This window comes from Pseudomonas sp. LB3P58 (assembly GCF_054897895.1).
The window spans coordinates 5,658,321-5,674,776 of record NZ_JBUBVE010000001.1 but is presented as its reverse complement, the minus strand read 5'-3'; the positions used below and the strand labels follow the sequence as shown (position 1 = coordinate 5,674,776).

General features: G+C 61.0%; 14 protein-coding genes. 10 read left to right on the top strand and 4 right to left on the bottom strand.

What is annotated here, in order from left to right; all coding sequences use genetic code 11:
• Positions 1 to 30: 30 nt before the first annotated feature.
• Complete coding sequence (locus ACYZTZ_RS26485) at positions 31 to 1,002, top strand: thymidylate synthase (RefSeq protein WP_462000138.1); 972 nt, start codon at positions 31 to 33, stop codon at positions 1,000 to 1,002.
• Positions 1,003 to 1,126: 124 nt separating this feature from the next.
• On the opposite strand, the gene cadR is transcribed toward ACYZTZ_RS26485, so the two are convergent.
• Positions 1,127 to 1,576, bottom strand: a complete 450-nt coding sequence (cadR, locus tag ACYZTZ_RS26480) for a Cd(II)/Pb(II)-responsive transcriptional regulator (protein ID WP_056738877.1) — start codon at positions 1,574 to 1,576, stop codon at positions 1,127 to 1,129.
• 85 nt (positions 1,577 to 1,661) lie between these two features.
• Between cadR and ACYZTZ_RS26475 the strand changes: the two genes are divergently transcribed.
• The 8 genes from ACYZTZ_RS26475 to ACYZTZ_RS26440 all read left to right on the top strand — a co-directional run bounded on the left by ACYZTZ_RS26475 (position 1,662) and on the right by ACYZTZ_RS26440 (position 11,409).
• A complete protein-coding gene (locus tag ACYZTZ_RS26475; protein ID WP_462000137.1) occupies positions 1,662 to 3,935 on the top strand; it encodes a heavy metal translocating P-type ATPase in 2,274 nt (757 codons plus the stop codon).
• A 16-nt stretch (positions 3,936 to 3,951) separates the two neighbouring features.
• Complete coding sequence (locus ACYZTZ_RS26470) at positions 3,952 to 4,815, top strand: LysR family transcriptional regulator (RefSeq protein WP_033060537.1); 864 nt, start codon at positions 3,952 to 3,954, stop codon at positions 4,813 to 4,815.
• A 240-nt stretch (positions 4,816 to 5,055) separates the two neighbouring features.
• Positions 5,056 to 6,132: a putative 2-aminoethylphosphonate ABC transporter ATP-binding protein gene (locus ACYZTZ_RS26465; RefSeq protein WP_415772062.1), complete on the top strand. Its 1,077-nt coding sequence runs from the start codon at positions 5,056 to 5,058 to the stop codon at positions 6,130 to 6,132.
• A complete protein-coding gene (locus ACYZTZ_RS26460; RefSeq protein WP_046045184.1) occupies positions 6,132 to 7,856 on the top strand; it encodes a putative 2-aminoethylphosphonate ABC transporter permease subunit in 1,725 nt (574 codons plus the stop codon). Before ACYZTZ_RS26465 ends, ACYZTZ_RS26460 begins: the two co-directional genes overlap by 1 nt.
• Before the next feature lie 36 nt (positions 7,857 to 7,892).
• Complete coding sequence (locus tag ACYZTZ_RS26455; protein ID WP_415758727.1) at positions 7,893 to 8,918, top strand: putative 2-aminoethylphosphonate ABC transporter substrate-binding protein; 1,026 nt, start codon at positions 7,893 to 7,895, stop codon at positions 8,916 to 8,918.
• A 140-nt stretch (positions 8,919 to 9,058) separates the two neighbouring features.
• Positions 9,059 to 10,192 (top strand): TIGR03364 family FAD-dependent oxidoreductase, encoded by a 1,134-nt coding sequence (locus ACYZTZ_RS26450; protein ID WP_462000136.1) that lies wholly within the window; start codon positions 9,059 to 9,061, stop codon positions 10,190 to 10,192.
• The gene (locus ACYZTZ_RS26445) at positions 10,192 to 10,791 is read left to right on the top strand and encodes a phosphonate degradation HD-domain oxygenase (RefSeq protein WP_462000135.1); all 600 of its coding nucleotides are present in this window, start codon (positions 10,192 to 10,194) and stop codon (positions 10,789 to 10,791) included. The genes ACYZTZ_RS26450 and ACYZTZ_RS26445 overlap by 1 nt, the downstream gene beginning before the upstream one ends.
• Positions 10,792 to 10,902: 111 nt before the next feature.
• On the top strand, positions 10,903 to 11,409 hold the full coding sequence (locus ACYZTZ_RS26440; protein WP_462000134.1) for a hypothetical protein: 507 nt from the start codon (positions 10,903 to 10,905) through the stop codon (positions 11,407 to 11,409).
• Between the two features lie 49 nt (positions 11,410 to 11,458).
• Here the strand turns inward: ACYZTZ_RS26440 and ACYZTZ_RS26435 are convergent, their stop codons facing one another.
• Positions 11,459 to 12,835, bottom strand: coding sequence for a GTPase/DUF3482 domain-containing protein (locus tag ACYZTZ_RS26435; RefSeq protein WP_462000133.1), 1,377 nt, complete (start codon positions 12,833 to 12,835; stop codon positions 11,459 to 11,461).
• Positions 12,828 to 14,207, bottom strand: coding sequence for a DUF2868 domain-containing protein (locus ACYZTZ_RS26430; protein ID WP_462000132.1), 1,380 nt, complete (start codon positions 14,205 to 14,207; stop codon positions 12,828 to 12,830). The genes ACYZTZ_RS26435 and ACYZTZ_RS26430 overlap by 8 nt, the downstream gene beginning before the upstream one ends.
• An 85-nt stretch (positions 14,208 to 14,292) precedes the next feature.
• Here ACYZTZ_RS26430 and ACYZTZ_RS26425 point away from each other — a divergent pair, with 85 nt between their 5' ends.
• A complete protein-coding gene (locus ACYZTZ_RS26425) occupies positions 14,293 to 14,805 on the top strand; it encodes a dihydrofolate reductase (protein ID WP_462000131.1) in 513 nt (170 codons plus the stop codon).
• 99 nt (positions 14,806 to 14,904) lie between these two features.
• Here the strand turns inward: ACYZTZ_RS26425 and ACYZTZ_RS26420 are convergent, their stop codons facing one another.
• Positions 14,905 to 16,296: an L-cystine transporter gene (locus ACYZTZ_RS26420; protein ID WP_462000130.1), complete on the bottom strand. Its 1,392-nt coding sequence runs from the start codon at positions 16,294 to 16,296 to the stop codon at positions 14,905 to 14,907.
• Positions 16,297 to 16,456 lie beyond the last annotated feature (160 nt).

Below are 16,456 nucleotides of genomic sequence, written 5' to 3'. Positions count from 1 at the left end.
CGGTCCCGGGTTCAAGGACACAGGTAACTCATGAAGCAATATCTCGAACTGGTCGCCCACGTCATCAAGAACGGCACCAAACAGGCCAACCGCACCGGCGTGAACACCATCAGCTTCCCTGGCGCGATGCTGCGTTACGACCTGAAGGAAGGTTTCCCGGCGATCACCACGCGCAAGATGGCCTTCAAATCGGCCGTCGGCGAGATGTGTGGTTTTCTGCGCGGGGTGAACAACGCCGCCGAGTTCCGTGCCTTGGGCTGCAAAGTCTGGGATCAGAACGCCAACGAAAACGCCCAGTGGCTGGCCAACCCGTTCCGTCAGGGCGAAGACGACCTCGGCGAGATCTACGGCGTGCAATGGCGCAAATGGCCGGCGTACAAGCAGATCCCGGTCAGCAACCAGGCCGCTATCGAACAGACCCTGAGCCAAGGTTATCGTCAGATTGCTGAAGGCGAAGAAAACGGTCAGGCCTACGTGGTGCTGTACAAGGCGATCGACCAGATCCGCCAGTGCGTCGACACCATCATCAAAGACCCGGGCAGCCGCCGCATCCTGTTCCACGGCTGGAACGTCGCGCAACTTGATGAAATGGCCCTGCCGCCGTGCCATCTGCTGTACCAGTTCCACCCGAATGTCGAGACGAAGGAAATCTCCCTGACCCTCTACATCCGTTCGAACGACCTGGGCCTGGGCACGCCGTTCAACCTCACCGAAGGCGCCGCGCTGCTGAGCCTGATCGGTCGCCTGACCGGCTACACGCCGCGCTGGTTCACCTATTTCATCGGTGATGCCCACGTCTACGAAAACCACTTGGACATGCTGAATGAACAGCTCAAGCGCGAGCCGTTCCCGATGCCGAAACTGGTGATTAGTGATCGTGTGCCAGAGTTTGCCAAGACCGGTGTGTATCAGCCGGAGTGGCTGGAGTTGATCGAGCCGAGCGATTTCTCGCTGGAAGGCTACGAGCACCACGCCCCAATGACCGCGCCGATGGCGGTTTAAGCCTTAACACCGACCAAATGTGGGAGCGGGCTTGCTCGCGAAGAGGGAGTGTCAGTCGACAGAGATGTTGTCTGACACACCGCATTCGCGAGCAAGCCCGCTCCCACAGGGTTATTTGGTGTTCTTAATGCCCGTGACTGCGGCCAACATGAGAATGCTCAACCTCCGTCGCCACAACCCCGCCACTCACCTCCAGCCGCTGCAAAATCCCGCACTGATCGATATCCGGCCCTTCGCTGCAACGTTGGCGCAGGTCGAGCAGTTGTGTCTGCAACGCCATCAACCCATCAATCCGCGCCTTGACGTGATGAATGTGTTCGTCGATCAGCGCATTCACGCTTTCACATTGATCCTGCGGGCTGTCGCGCAGGGCCAGCAGGCTGCGGATTTCTTCCAGCGTCATGTCGAGGGTTCGGCAGTTGCGGATGAAGGTCAGACGCTCGGCATGAGCCTGGGTGTAGACGCGGTAGTTGCCGTCGCTGCGGGCCGGTTCCGGCAGGAGGTTTTCGCGCTCGTAGTAGCGGATGGTTTCCACGGCGCAGTCGGTGAGTTTGGCCAGTTCTCCGATCTTCATGACGGCAATCTCCAAATAGGTGCTTGACCCTATAGTGGCTACAGGGTCTTTACTTGGCAACAGGCACCTTTCTGGACGCGACCCAATGAGCGATTCCCTTCACACGAACAAACCCGAGGCTGATCACGATCACGATCACGATCACAGCCACAAGCTGCAGCCTGTACAGAAGCATGACCACAGCGGCCACGGGGATTCCTGCTGTTCGTCCAAAGTGGCGGCGTCGTCGCTGATCAAGTTGAGCGAAACCCCAACGGCCGGTGCGCGACTGAGCAGCTTTCGCATCGACGCCATGGATTGCCCGACCGAGCAGACGCTGATCCAGAACAAACTCGGCAAGCTCGCGGGTGTGCAGCAACTGGAATTCAACCTGATCAACCGCGTGTTGGGCGTCACCCATGACCTGCCGAGCACTGCGCCGATCATTGAGGCGGTCAAGTCCCTGGGCATGGTGGCCGAACCGATGGAGCAGGGCACCGAAGCCCCAGCGCCAATCCCCGAGAAAAAGCACTGGTGGCCCTTGGCGCTGTCCGGCGTGGGCGCGCTGGCTGCAGAGGTTATCCACTTCACCAACGCCGCACCGACTTGGGTCGTGGCCGTCATCGCGCTGATCTCGATCCTCAGCGGCGGCCTCGGCACCTATAAGAAGGGCTGGATCGCACTTAAAAACCTCAACCTGAACATCAACGCGCTGATGAGCATCGCGGTGACTGGCGCGATCCTGATCGGTCAATGGCCGGAAGCGGCGATGGTGATGTTCCTGTTCACCGTGGCCGAGTTGATCGAAGCCAAGTCGCTGGACCGGGCGCGCAACGCCATCGGCGGCCTGATGCAGATGGCCCCGGAACAGGCCACGGTGCAGCAGGCCGACGGCAGTTGGGTCGAGCAAGACGTCAAAACCATCGAGTTGGGCGCGCGGGTGCGGGTGCGTCCCGGCGAGCGAATCGGCCTTGACGGCCAAGTAGTGTCTGGCACTTCTACCATCGATCAAGCGCCGATCACCGGCGAAAGCCTGCCGATCGAGAAGACGGTGGGCGATAAAGTCTTCGCAGGCACCATCAACCAGGCGGGTTCGCTGGAATACACCGTGACCGCCGCGGCCAACAACTCGACCCTGGCGCGGATCATCCACGCGGTGGAACAGGCCCAAGGCGCACGGGCACCGACCCAACGCTTCGTCGACAGCTTCTCGAAAATCTATACGCCTGCAGTGTTTATCCTGGCGCTCGCGGTGGCGGTGATTCCACCACTGTTTATGGGCGCGCTGTGGTTCGACTGGATCTACCGGGCGCTGGTGTTGTTGGTGGTTGCCTGCCCGTGTGCGCTGGTGATTTCTACGCCAGTGACCATCGTCAGCGGCCTCGCGGCGGCGGCGCGCAAAGGGATTCTGGTGAAGGGCGGCGTTTATCTGGAGGGCGGTTACAAGCTCGATTACCTGGCCTTGGACAAGACCGGCACGATCACACACGGCAAACCGGTGCAGACCGATTACCTGTCGCTTGATCCAACCGCTGACGCATCAGCTCCGGCGATTGCAGCGGCGCTGGCCGGTCGCTCCGATCACCCGGTGTCCTTGGCCATTGCCAACGCGGCTGTGGATAAACAACGCGCACCGCTGACTGTGGATAACTTTGAGGCGCTGGCCGGTCGCGGTGTGCGCGGCGAAATCAATGGTCAGGTTTACCACTTGGGTAATCACCGTTTAGTGGAAGAACTGAACCTGTGCTCGCCCGCACTGGAGGAAAAGCTGTTCGCGCTGGAGAAACAGGGCAAGTCCGTGGTGCTGCTGCTCGACCAATCCGGCCCGCTGGCGCTGTTCGCCGTGGCCGACACCGTAAAAGAGTCCAGCCGCGAGGCGATCCAGCAACTGCACGACCTTGGCATCAAAACCCTGATGCTCACTGGCGACAACGTCCACACCGCTCAGGCGATTGCCGCGCAAGTCGGCATCGACGAGGCCAAGGGCGATCTGCTGCCGACCGACAAGCTGCAAGCCATCGAAGCCCTTTATGCGCGGGGCCATAACGTCGGCATGGTCGGTGATGGCATCAACGACGCACCGGCGCTGGCGCGAGCCGAGATCGGTTTTGCCATGGCGGCGGCGGGCACCGATACCGCCATCGAGACCGCCGATGTCGCCCTGATGGACGACGATCTGCGCAAGATTCCGACCTTCATCCGGCTGTCACGGCAAACCTCAAGCATCCTCAAACAGAACATTGCCCTGGCATTGGTCATCAAAGCGATCTTTCTTGGGGTAACCTTCGCCGGGATCGCCACCATGTGGATGGCGGTGTTCGCCGACATGGGCGTGAGCCTGTTGGTGGTGTTCAACGGTTTGCGCCTGTTGCGCAAATAAACGATGAGGAAAGGGTGTGCTGAGTGCCGAGCTGAAGGCGTTTTACATGGTTGCCCGCCTGGGCAGCATTACCCTGGCGGCGAAAAAACTCGGCCTGAGCCAACCCACGGTGACCACGCAGATTCGCAATCTGGAAAGTCAGTACTCGGTCGAGCTGTTCTACCGTGGCGGCCGCCGCCTCAGCGTCAGCGATGAAGGTGCGCGGCTGCTGCCGATGGTCAAGGCACTGTTGCAGCAGGAAGCCGACATCGAGTTTTTCCTGCGTAACAGCGGTCAGGTCCAAGGCACATTGCGCATCGCCGCTACCGCGCCGTATTACATCCTCGACCTGGTGAAGACCTTTCGCGAGCGCTTGCCGCAGGTGGAAGTGTCGGTGGAAATCGGTAACTCCCAGCAGGTGCTTGAAGCACTGGAGGATTACCGGGTGGATGTCGCGGCGTCGTCACAGTTGCTCGACGATGCGCGGCTGATTCGCCGGGTGCTCGGCAGCGATCCGCTGGTGCTGGCGGTGCATCGCAATCATCCGCTGGCGGTCCACGACCATGTTCCTCTGAGTGCATTGGCCGGGCATACCTTATTGATGCGCGAATCGGGCTCGACCACTCGACGTCTGACCGAGGAGTTACTGGCCAGCGCCGGGGTGAGTTTCGGGCCGCTGCTGGAGATTGGCAGCCGTGAGTCGATTCGTGAGGCGGTGTTGCGCAATATCGGCATCAGCATCATTGCCCGGCAGGAAGTGCCCCATGATCCGCAACTGCGCGTGCTGACCATCGAGAATGCGCCGCAGATTCCCGAGTATTTGTACTGCCTCAAGGAGCGAAAAGGCGCGCGGCTGCCGGCGGCGTTTCTCGGCCTGGCGCAGGAAATGGCCCCCGCCTGAAATCTCTATTGCTTGTTCTGGCCTCATCGCGAGCAAGCTCGCTCCCACATTTGATTTGCGTCGAACACAGATCAACTGTGGGAGCGGGCTTGCTCGCGAAGGCGCCAGATCAAACAACACAGAACCAGGACCCCCAACCCAAATCCCTGAATACCACTATCAGCCGTTTTTGCCTCACTGCCACATGACGGACGCATTACAAATCTAGGATGGCCTTCATCTGCTTGATGAGGCCTGTCCATGAACCACTCGATCGCAACTGCCCTGACCAACCCCGGCGCCCCGATGAAAGTGCGCGGCGTGCAGAAACGCTTCGGCGCCTTCACCGCGCTGGATAACGTTTCCCTCGACGTGGCGGCCGGTGAACTGGTGTGCCTGCTGGGCCCGTCGGGCTGTGGCAAAACCACTTTGCTGCGCTGCATCGCCGGTCTTGAGAAGCAGGACAGCGGCGAGTTGTACCTCGGCGATCGCGACGTTTCCCACCTGGCACCCCAGGCGCGGGACTACGGCATTCTGTTTCAGTCCTACGCGCTATTCCCCAATCTCACCGTCGAAGCGAACATCGCCTACGGCCTCGCCGGCAGTGGTCGCGATGAAGTGCGCAAGCGTGTCGGTCAGATGCTGGAACTGGTCGGCCTGATCGGCAGTGAGAAAAAGTACCCCGGCCAATTGTCCGGCGGCCAACAGCAGCGTGTCGCACTGGCTCGGGCCTTGGCGCCGGCGCCTTCGTTGCTGCTGCTGGACGAACCGATGTCGGCCCTCGACGCCCGGGTTCGCGAGCATCTGTGCACCGAATTGCGCCAACTGCAGCGCAACCTCGGCATCACCACCCTGATGGTCACCCACAATCAGGACGAAGCCATGCTGATGGCCGACCGCATCGCCGTGATGAACAACGGCAAGGTCGAGCAATACGCCACGCCGCAGGAAATCTACGACCGCCCGGCCACACCGTTTGTGGCGGAGTTTGTCGGTCAGGGCAACTGGCTGCCATTCCAGCGCAGCAGCGACAGCCACGCCCAGGTCGGCGGTATGAACATGCGCCTGGCCGCCGGTTCGGGTAACGCCGCATCGGGTCGTCTGTTTTGCCGCCCGGAAGCGATCAACGTCAACCCGCCCGTGCATGAAGAAAACCTGTTCCCGGCCAAGGTTCGCGAGATCACCTTCCTCGGCAACCGCTGCCGCATGAGCTTCGAACTCGATCAACTGCCAGGCCATGCATTGCTGGCGGAACTGGCGCCAGAAGCCATGCCACGCCTCGGCGCCCAGCAGATCATGGTCGCCTTGCCGCCACGCAGCCTGCAGGTGTTTGCCTGATGAGCGCGAACCTCGCGCTGCCGATACCGCACAAGCAGGTTCGGCAGACCTCCCGTGCCGAGATCGGCGACCGGGTGTTCGTGGTCGGCGGCAAGGTCCTGTTACTGGCGTTGCTCGGCGTTGCGGTGCTGATGCCGTTGCTGGCGATCTTCTGGCGCGGCTTCAGTTCGGAAGCCGGGCAGGGCGGCGGTCTGGTGGCCGCCCGTGAATTGGTGACCAGTGCGAATTTTCATTGGCTGCTGGGCAATAGCCTGAAAGTTTCCCTCAGCGTGGCGGCGATTGTCGTACCGCTGGCCTACCTGTTTGCCTACGCCCTGCAACGCACATTGATACCGGGCAAAGGCATCTGGCGCGGCATGTCGCTGTTGCCGCTGATGGCGCCGTCGATGTTGCCGGGCATTGCGCTGGTTTATCTGTTCGGCAACCAGGGCATGTTGCGCGGTTTGCTTTCGGACAATATCTACGGCTTCTGGGGGATTGTTCTCGGTGAGGTCATCTACACCTTCCCACACGCGCTGATGATTCTGCTGTCGGCGTTGTCCTTGGCGGATGCGCGACTCTTCGATGCCGCCTCCAGCATGGGCGCCAGTCCGGCGAAAGCTTTCCGCAGCATCACTTGGCCGGCAACGCGTCAGGCTGTGTTCGCGGCGTTCTGTCTGGTGTTCACCCTGACCATCACCGACTTCGGCGTGCCCGTGGTGGTCGGTGGCGATTATCAGGTGCTGGCGCTGGAAGCCTACAAAGCCGTGGTCGGCCAGCAACAATTCGGTCGCGGCGCGTTGATCGGCATGGTCCTGCTGCTGCCAGCGCTGTTCAGCTTCGGTGTCGACGCCTGGTTGCGTCGCCGTCACGGTGATTCCATGAGCGGTCGGGCGCAGGTCTTTCAACCGGCGCCGTCGAAACTGCGGGACGGTTGCTACCTGGCCATCGTGCTGCTGATCTGCGCGGTGTTGTTGCTGGTGTTCGGCATGGCGGTGTATTCGTCGCTGGTGAAATTCTGGCCGTACAACCTGTCGCTCTCGCTCAACCATTACCAGTTCAACGACACGGCTGGCGGTGGCTGGCTGGCCTATGGCAACAGCGTGAAGATGGCGCTGTGTACGGCATTGATCGGCAGCGTGCTGATCTTTACCGGCGCGTACCTGATGGAAAAAACCAAGGGCCAGCGCGGATTGAATCTGACACTGCGCATGCTCAGTTTCGTACCGATGGCGGTGCCGGGTCTGGTGCTGGGCCTGGGTTACGTCTTCTTCTTCAACCTCACCGGCAACCCGCTGCATGTGCTCTACGGGACCATGACCCTGCTGGTGGTCTGCACCATTGCTCACTATTTGACCACCGCGCAAATGACCGCGACCACGGCGCTGCGCCAGCTCGACGCCGAGTTCGAAGCCGCCGCGTTGTCGCTCAAGGCGCCTCTGTATCGGCATTACCTGCGCGTCACCGTGCCGATCTGCCTGCCGGCGCTGCTGGACATCGTGCGCTACCTGTTCGTCTCGGCCATGACCACCGTTTCGGCGGCGATCTTCCTCTACAGCCCCGACACCATCCTCGCGGCGGTGGCGGTACTGAACATGGATGACGCCGGCAACGTCGGCGGCGCGGCAGCGATGTCGACCCTGATTCTGTTCACCTCGGCGGGCGTGTCCCTGCTGCTGGCCTGGGCTTCGCGCGGTTTGTTGCGCCGCTCCCAGGCCTGGCGGCAGACCGCGCCCGGCCATTGATTCGCTTCAACCCCTCAACTCAAACAGGAAAAGATCATGTTCAAGCCTATGGCCCTGGCCGCTGCTGTCCTCACCGCTTTCAGCCTGAACGCCTTCGCGGCGAAAACCGAGTTGACGGTGTACACCGCCCTCGAAGCCGAACAACTCAAGACCTATAAAGAGGCTTTCGAAAAGGCCAACCCGGACGTCGAGATCAAGTGGGTGCGCGACTCCACCGGCATCATCACCGCCAAACTGCTGGCCGAAAAAGCTCGCCCGCAGGCTGACGCGGTGTGGGGCCTGGCGGCTTCAAGCCTGGCAATCCTCGACCAGCAAGGCATGCTGCAAAGCTACGCACCGAAGGACCTCGGCAAAATCGGCGGCAACTACCGCGACGCCGCCAACCCGCCAGCCTGGGTCGGCATGGACGTCTGGGCGGCGACCATTTGCTTCAACACTGTCGAAGCCGAAAAGCAGGGCTTGAGCAAGCCCGTGAGCTGGCAGGACCTGACCAAGCCTGAGTACAAAGGCAAGATCGTGATGCCGAACCCGGCCTCGTCCGGCACCGGTTTCCTCGACGTCAGCGCCTGGCTGCAAACCTTCGGCGAGAAGCAGGGCTGGCAGTACATGGACGACCTGCACCAGAACATCGGCCAGTACGTTCACTCCGGTTCCAAGCCGTGCAAGCTGGCGGCTTCGGGTGAGTTCCCGATCGGTATTTCCTTTGAATACCCGGCCGTTCAGCTGAAACGCCAAGGCGCGCCGCTGGACATCATCCTGCCGAAAGAAGGCCTGGGCTGGGAGATCGAAGCGACGGCTGTGATCAAGGGCACACCGCATGAAGAGGCGGCGAAGAAGCTGGCTGACTTCTCGGCCAGTCCGGCGGCGATGGAGCTTTATAAAGAGAACTTCGCTGTCCTCGCGCAACCGGGTATTGCCAAGCCGCAGACTGAATTGCCGGCGGATTACGAGCAGCGTTTGATCAAGAACGACTTCGCCTGGGCGTCGAAGAATCGCGATGAAATCCTGACCGAGTGGCGCAAGCGCTATGACGGCAAGTCCGAGAAAGTGGCTGCCAAGTAAATCCTCGTAGGCTGACAGGGCCTCATCGTCGGAACGCCGCCCGGACCAAGCTCGCTCCCACAGGGATGTGCGTCGATCACAAATCCAATGTGGGAGCGAGCTTGCTCGCGATAGCGGTCCTGAGTTCAGGACAAAACTCTATGACACAACACAACGACATGCTGATCGTAGGCGCCGGCATTCTCGGCCTGTCCCACGCCTACGCCGCCGCCAAGCGCGGTCTGAAAGTCACCGTTTTCGAACGCAGCGAAACCCCTTTGGGCGCATCGGTACGCAACTTCGGTCAGGCACTGGTCACCGGCCAACCACCGGGCTCGATGCTCGAACTAGCCAAGGCCAGCCGCAAGATCTGGGGCCAATGGGCGCAACTGGCCGGCTTGCAACTCAAGCGCAACGGCTCGTACCTGTTTGCCCGCACCGAAGCCGAAGAACATCTGCTGGAAGCCTTCTGCGCCGGTCGTGCCGTGGAGCACGGTTACCGCGTCGACCTGTTGCGCGGCGCTGCATTGCACGACTTGTACGGCGGCCAGTTCAGCCATCACCGCGCCGCGTTGCATGGCATGGACGATCAGCAACTGTATTCCCGCGAAGCGATTCCAGCGCTGATCGACTACCTGCGCCGCGAACTCGGCGTCGCGTTTCACTTCTCCACCCTGGTGCGCGACATCGAGCCCGGGCGCTTGCACAGCACCGCCGGATCCTTCAGCGCCGAGCAGATCATCGTCTGTTCCGGCCACGATTATCAGACGCTGCTGGCCGAGCCGATCGCCGAACTCAACCCGCAAATCTGCCGCCTGCAAATGCTCCGCGCCCGACCGCAAGTCAATCTGAACCTGCAACACGCGTTGCTCACCGGTTTGAGCTGCGTGCACTACGGCGCCTTCGCCGATCTGCCAGAGGCCGCCGCCGTGCAGGCGCAAATCCAGCGGGACGCGCCGCACCTGCATGAAAACGGCATTCACCTGCTGATCAGCCCAACGCCGTATGGTGAATTGATCATCGGCGACTCACACCATTACGGCAGTGACCCGTCGCCGTTCAATGCCGAGCAAGTGGACAATTGGATGATCGAACTGGCCGAGCAGACGTTGGGTTGCAAGGTGCAAGTGGTCGAACGCTGGCAGGGTGTCTATGGTTCTCGTGGACCGGGGCCGTTCTCGTTCCTGCGTCCGATGCCGGGTGTGAGCGTGGCACTGATGCACACGGGTGTCGGCATGAGCGTCGGGCCAGCGATGGCTGAACGCAACGTAGCGACTGTGTTGGGAGAGCTTTGATGGACCGCAATGAGCAAGTGATCGCCGAGGTGTTCGGTCTGTACGAGCGCTTTGGTGACAGCGATTACATCGGCGAGCCGGTGTCGCAGATCGAGCACATGTCCCAGGCCGCCGAACTGGCCATGGCCGAGGGTTTCGATGATGAAGTGGTGCTGGCGGCGTTCTTCCACGACATTGGACATATCTGCGCCGAGAGCGCCGAGAACATGGGCGGCTACGGAGTGGTCAGCCACGAACACCTGGGCGCCGACTATTTGCGGCGCGCAGGTTTCAGCGAGCGGATGGCGCGGTTGGTGGAATATCACGTTCAGGCCAAGCGTTATCTGACGCTGAAGGAATCGGGGTATTACGAGCGCTTGAGCGAAGCCAGCCGCCGGACGCTGGCGTATCAGGGTGGGGTGATGACGGTTGGCGAGGCTGAGGCGTTCGAGCGTGATCCGTTATGTGGGGTCAGTTTGCGCATGCGTCAGTGGGATGAACAAGCCAAGGAGATGAACGTGCCGCTGATTGATCTTGAAGTGCTGAAGGCGAAAGCGGCGGCGCTACTGGTCCAGGGGGAATGCCCTTCGTTCACTGATCACTCTACGGGCAATGTTTAGCGAAATTCCCTACTCCTCGCGGCGAATTGGCGAATTGGCGAATTGGCGCCATGGCGCGCAACGCGGTGGAGTCGCTAGTGTTTGAGCTTCTTTAATTGGCAAGGAATGCTCATGCGCTATTTGAAAGTCACCGTTCAGGATCGGGTCGGCAATGGTCGACCGGATTCTGTTTTGCTGCAGTTCTATGAATCTGCTTGTACGCCAGGCGAAGATGTCCTGGTCAACAAAGCCTTCGCACTGGATTTCGATGCCGATGGCAACGTCGATTACAAAATGGGCGACGTCACCAATGACGGCAGGGAAAACAGTGTGGACCAGCGTCTGCTGAAAACCTTTGCCAATGCCTGTCTCAAACTCAACTGGTTCAATCCCGGTGCTTCCACAAAACGCTATCTGAAGATCTTCGCCGAGGATTTTGCCGAAGATGGCAGCCCGGATACCGTGCGTTTGCATTTTCACGAAGGCAACGGGAAACCGACCGACAGGACGTTGACCCGCACTGCGGCTGCCTACGACACGGATAACAACGGCACACTGGACTGGTCGATCCACTTTGATGTGGATAACGATGGCGATATTGATGCAGTGGACCGTGGTTTGGTTTGGTTTCGTTGCTGAGCGCCACTTACCTGAAGTTCAAATGGAAGTGAGCGCGAGGACGCGCTACTTAAAGCTGCTGCGCCAACATCTCAACCTGCTCCTGCCGCTCAGCCTGGTTCAACTTTGACTGGGGATTAAGCGACGACCACTGCGGATGCGCCCGAGCCTTGTTCAGTGCCTCGGGCAGTTTGCCTTCGCGCCAGGATTTGTCCTGGGGTGTGGCGACCTGAATGCTGTCCATCGCCGCATGCCCACGCGCATTGAGCGCATGCAGCAGTTGCCGCTGACGCAATGCCAATAGCCGCAGCACGCTGTCATCGACGGTCAGCTCCCGCTGGCCCTTGATCTTGCCCAGCAAGCGGCTGCCATAACTGCGCGCGGTTTGCAGGGCGCCGCCAGCGATCGCCCCGGCCAATGCCGCCACGCCGAGGGTCAGGCCACCGACCAGCAGATCCACGCCAGCACCGGCCGCCGCGCCAGCCGCGATACCGCCACCAACCCGGACCCCCAGTTGTTTCAGGGTTTCCGGGTTGAACAAGTCATCGCCCCAGCGGCCATCGAGCAGTGGCAGATCACTGGCTGCCGCGTCCTGTGGGCGGAAGGCGTAGAGCTTGAGCAGCGCTTCGACGCAGCGTTGTTCCCGTTGTCGAACCGCTTTGCGCAGTTCATTGATGGCCTGCTGTTCTTGCTCGGCTTCGCTGACCACGCTGCGTCGGCACGCGGCACAGTCGATCAATAATTCAGCAATCAGCCGCGCCGCACTCTGTTGACGAGCCAGGCGTTGCGCTTGCTGATCGGCGATCAGGCGTTCCAGTTGTGGCCGGGCGTTTTCCAGCAGCAGCGCGAGGCTTTCATACAGTCGCCGTTCGCCATCTTCCGGCGGCGCGACGCTGTCGAAACGCACCAGTGCGTGCAGGCCCAACCGTGCCAACGCTTCACGCCAGTCCGGCTCGCGGTGGTTAGCGCTGCTGACGAAATTCAGCACCGGCAGCAAAGGTTTGCCGCAGCTGGCCAACACTTCCAGTTCGTCGCGGTACTTGGCCAGCACCGGTTCCCGGGCGTCGATCACGTAGAGACCGGCGTCGCAGGTCAGCAGTTGCCGCAGCACCTTGGCTTCCTGTTCGAAACGCTGCCGGGCTTCGCTGCCCTCAAGAAAGCGCGCTAGACGCGCCGGCCCGTCGAGGCGTTCACCCGGTCGTTCCAGACGTTCGAGGTAGTCGAGCAGGGCGATGGCGTCTTCCAGTCCCGGCGTGTCGAAGAGGTCGAGCAACGGCTCGCCGTCCACCGACAACCGCGCGCCTTCGACGTGTCGAGTGGTGCTGGGGCGATGAGACACCTCACCGAAACCGACATCGCGGGTCAGCGTTCGCAGCAACGACGTTTTGCCGACGTTGGTGTGGCCGACCACTGCCAGCTTCAAGGGCGCTTTCCATGGATTAGTCATGACCGCTCTCCAGCCAATTCAATGGAGCGCAATCGGCGAACGGCAAGTCCAGCTGTTGCAACGCCACGTGCCAGTCGCCCAGCCTTTCGGCATCCAGCGCTTCGCCCGGCGGTGCTTGCAGCAGCCAGACGCGGGTGGCGCTGGCGCTGCGAGCCAGTTCGGCGATCAGTGCCAGACTGCCGCGGTCCGGCGAACGTCGCGGATCGCAAGCGATGGCCAGACGGGCCGGCGGGAAGCGGCTCAGCTGTTCGAGGAGTTTGTGCCGTGATTCGCGACTGTCGAGAATCCCGGCGTTGCCCACGGTTTTCGGCAGTGGCGGCGGCCAGGGGCGTTGATCGTCCAGCTCGATGGCGACCAACAGCGCGCCATCGCTTGGCAGGTCGCTGACACCGCTTTCAATACGATGCAATTGCTCTGGCGCAGCGTCGCTGATGCCCAGGCGTTCACTGGTCGGCATCAACCGTTCGCGCAGTTGGGCGTAACCGGGCAGGTTCAAATCCAGACGCAATGCCGCTTGCCCGGTTTTCCAGCGCCACAGGCAGAACAGCGCCAGCAACAGTCGCGGCAAAACACCGTAGACCACCAGCACGCCGACCAGCCATGTTGCCCAGGCCTGACGGGCGCTTTCGATGTTCAGCGCGGCATCGCCGCTGGCGCGGATCATCTCCACGGTCGGTACGTTGAAACCAAGCATGGCCGGCAGGGCGCCGAGGGCCTGGGTCATGGCGACGAAGGTGTCGCCGCTGAGGAGGGTGGTTTCCCAGACGAAACCGTAACGCCGGGTCGCCATCAGCATTAACAGCATCACCAGTGCGCTGAGCATTGCCAGCAACCACAAACCGTTGACCAGTACGCCGACCGCCCAGCGATTGAGTTTCTTTCGTTGCAGCAATAACAACAGGGCCGGCGCCAGTTGCGCGGCTTTGGCATCGCGAGCGAGTTTTTCGCTGAGCCATAACCACAAGCGGCCGAGGGTGGCGCCGTGTTCGCCGGCGAAGGCCAGGCCCAATGCCCAGCTCAGCAATAGAATCAGGTTCAACCCGAGCAGACTGCCCAAGGCCCAGAACACATTCACTGGAGTTTGTCCGTCGCCCAGCGCGGCAAACGCCAGGCCGGCGCCGCTGGCAATAGCGAGAACAGCCAGCACCAACAGTGCCAGCCGCGCACCTTGCAGCCAATGTTTGAGGGCGCTGGTCAGCCCATCGCGCTCGGCCAGCCACAGGGCACGGCGTTGAATACGTGTCGGCAGATCACCGCCCGCGCTGCGGGCCAGTCGGTTGGCTTCCAGATCATCCAGGGGGCCGGCGTGTTCTTCACGCAGGCGCACTGTCTCGGTCAGCCAGAGGTTTTGCAGTGGAGTCAGTTCAGTCACGCGGCATCCCGTCGCTCAATTGAACGGTGAGCATAACCGCTGTGGCGCTTATCGGGGTACGGGAGGCTCTGGTATCCTCGCCGGCATGACTAAATCACTCCCCCTCAGCCTGATTGCAGCCCTCGGTGAAAACCGTGTGATCGGCGTCGACAACAGCATGCCCTGGCACTTGCCGGGGGACTTCAAATACTTCAAGGCCACCACCCTGGGCAAGCCGATCATCATGGGTCGCAAGACCTGGGACTCCCTCGGTCGGCCGTTGCCGGGCCGGTTGAACATCGTGGTCAGCCGTCAGGTGGATCTGCTGTTGGAAGGTGCGGAGGTTTATCCGTCGCTGGAGGCCGCAGTAGTTCGCGCTGAAGAGTGGGCGCGGGAACAGGGCGTCGATGAGCTGATGCTGATTGGTGGGGCGCAATTGTATGCGCAGGGGATGGCTCAGGCTGATCGGCTGTATTTGACGCGCGTGGCGCTGAGCCCGGAAGGGGATGCGTGGTTTCCGGAGTTTGATTTGAAAGTGTGGAAACTGGTGTCGAATACCGAAAATCCAGCTGTGGATGACAAGCCGGCGTACAACTTCGAAGTGTGGGAAAAAGCCTAAAAGCTTCGCGAGCAAGCCCGCTCCCACAGGGGTTGTGTGTCGATCACAAATCCAATGTGGGAGCGGGCTTGCTCGCGAAGGCGGACTATCAGGCGCTACTTAAGCCTGAGCCAACTCCGAATGCTCATTCGCATCCAGCAGTTCTTTATCCGTCTGCTGCATGATCTGGCTGGTGATCGCACCGGCGGTAATCGAACCACTCACGTTCAACGCCGTACGCCCCATATCAATCAACGGCTCAACCGAAATCAGCAACGCCACCAGTGACACCGGCAAGCCCATCGCCGGCAACACGATCAACGCGGCAAACGTCGCGCCACCGCCCACGCCGGCCACACCAGCCGAACTCAGCGTCACAATCGCCACCAGCGTCGCGATCCACAGCGGGTCCAGCGGATTGATGCCGACAGTCGGCGCAACCATCACCGCCAACATCGCCGGGTACAGACCGGCACAGCCGTTCTGGCCAATGGTCGCGCCAAACGACGCGGCGAAACTGGCGATGGACTGTGGAATACCCAAACGGCTGGTCTGGGCTTCGATGCTCAGCGGAATGGTCGCGGCGCTGGAGCGGCTGGTGAAAGCAAACGTCAGCACCGGCCAGATCTTGCGGAAGAAGCGCAGCGGATTGATCCCGGCCGCCGACACCAGCAGGCCATGGACCACAAACATCAGGCCCAGCCCGATGTAGGAAACCACCACGAAACTGCCGAGTTTGATGATGTCCTGCAGGTTGGAGCCGGCGACCACTTTGGTCATCAGCGCCAATACGCCGTAGGGAGTCAGCTTCATCACCAGACGCACCAGACGCATCACCCAGGCTTGCAGGGTGTCGATGGCGTTGATCACTTTCTGACCTTTCTCGACGTCATCTTTCAGCAGTTGCAGCGCCGCGACCCCAAGGAATGCAGCAAAAATCACCACGCTGATGATCGAGGTCGGCTTCGCGCGAGCGAGGTCGGCGAACGGATTTTGCGGAATGAACGACAGCAACAGCTGCGGCACATTCAGGTCGGCAACCTTGCCCGCGTAGTCGGTCTGGATGGTTTGCAGACGCGCCATTTCCTGAGTGCCGGCCACCAGGCCTTCGGCGGTCAGGCCAAACAGGTTGGTCAAACCGATACCGATCAGCGCCGCGATGGCGGTGGTGAACAACAGTGTGCCGATGGTCAGGAAGCTGATCTTGCCCAGCGACGAGGCGTTGTGCAGACGGGCCACGGCGCTGAGGATCGAGGCGAACACCAGCGGGATCACGATCATTTGCAGCAACTGCACGTAACCGTTGCCCACCAGATCGAACCAGCCGATCGAGGCTTTCAGTACCGGGTTGCCGGCACCGTAAACGGTGTGCAGAGCCACACCGAAGACCACGCCCAGCACCAACGCGAGCAGGACTTTTTTCGCCAGGCTCCAGGTGGTGTGACGGGTTTGCGCCAGGCCAAAGAGCAGGGCGAGGAACACCAGCAGATTGAGGATCAGCGGCAGATTCATTGGAACTCCGATAAAGACTTGTGCCGGCTACCTTCCGGGGCAGCCGCGAACCGACAAGCCTAACAGCTTGATATCTAATGAATTAATATCAAAAACATCTGAATACTGTCGTTTTTGGAATAAGCGAGTGTCGCTGACAGAGATGCAGCTGGCGCAATAG

What these genes read in the sequence shown, in the direction of transcription:
- ACYZTZ_RS26485 (WP_462000138.1), top strand. Translation starts at nt 31, where the DNA reads ATGAAGCAATATCTCGAACTGGTCGCCCACGTCATCAAGAACGGCACC.
- cadR (WP_056738877.1), bottom strand. Translation starts at nt 1,576, where the DNA reads ATGAAGATCGGAGAACTGGCCAAACTCACCGACTGCGCCGTGGAAACC.
- ACYZTZ_RS26475 (WP_462000137.1), top strand. Translation starts at nt 1,662, where the DNA reads ATGAGCGATTCCCTTCACACGAACAAACCCGAGGCTGATCACGATCAC.
- ACYZTZ_RS26465 (WP_415772062.1), top strand. Translation starts at nt 5,056, where the DNA reads ATGAACCACTCGATCGCAACTGCCCTGACCAACCCCGGCGCCCCGATG.
- ACYZTZ_RS26460 (WP_046045184.1), top strand. Translation starts at nt 6,132, where the DNA reads ATGAGCGCGAACCTCGCGCTGCCGATACCGCACAAGCAGGTTCGGCAG.
- ACYZTZ_RS26455 (WP_415758727.1), top strand. Translation starts at nt 7,893, where the DNA reads ATGTTCAAGCCTATGGCCCTGGCCGCTGCTGTCCTCACCGCTTTCAGC.
- ACYZTZ_RS26450 (WP_462000136.1), top strand. Translation starts at nt 9,059, where the DNA reads ATGACACAACACAACGACATGCTGATCGTAGGCGCCGGCATTCTCGGC.
- ACYZTZ_RS26445 (WP_462000135.1), top strand. Translation starts at nt 10,192, where the DNA reads ATGGACCGCAATGAGCAAGTGATCGCCGAGGTGTTCGGTCTGTACGAG.
- ACYZTZ_RS26440 (WP_462000134.1), top strand. Translation starts at nt 10,903, where the DNA reads ATGCGCTATTTGAAAGTCACCGTTCAGGATCGGGTCGGCAATGGTCGA.
- ACYZTZ_RS26435 (WP_462000133.1), bottom strand. Translation starts at nt 12,835, where the DNA reads ATGACTAATCCATGGAAAGCGCCCTTGAAGCTGGCAGTGGTCGGCCAC.
- ACYZTZ_RS26425 (WP_462000131.1), top strand. Translation starts at nt 14,293, where the DNA reads ATGACTAAATCACTCCCCCTCAGCCTGATTGCAGCCCTCGGTGAAAAC.
- ACYZTZ_RS26420 (WP_462000130.1), bottom strand. Translation starts at nt 16,296, where the DNA reads ATGAATCTGCCGCTGATCCTCAATCTGCTGGTGTTCCTCGCCCTGCTC.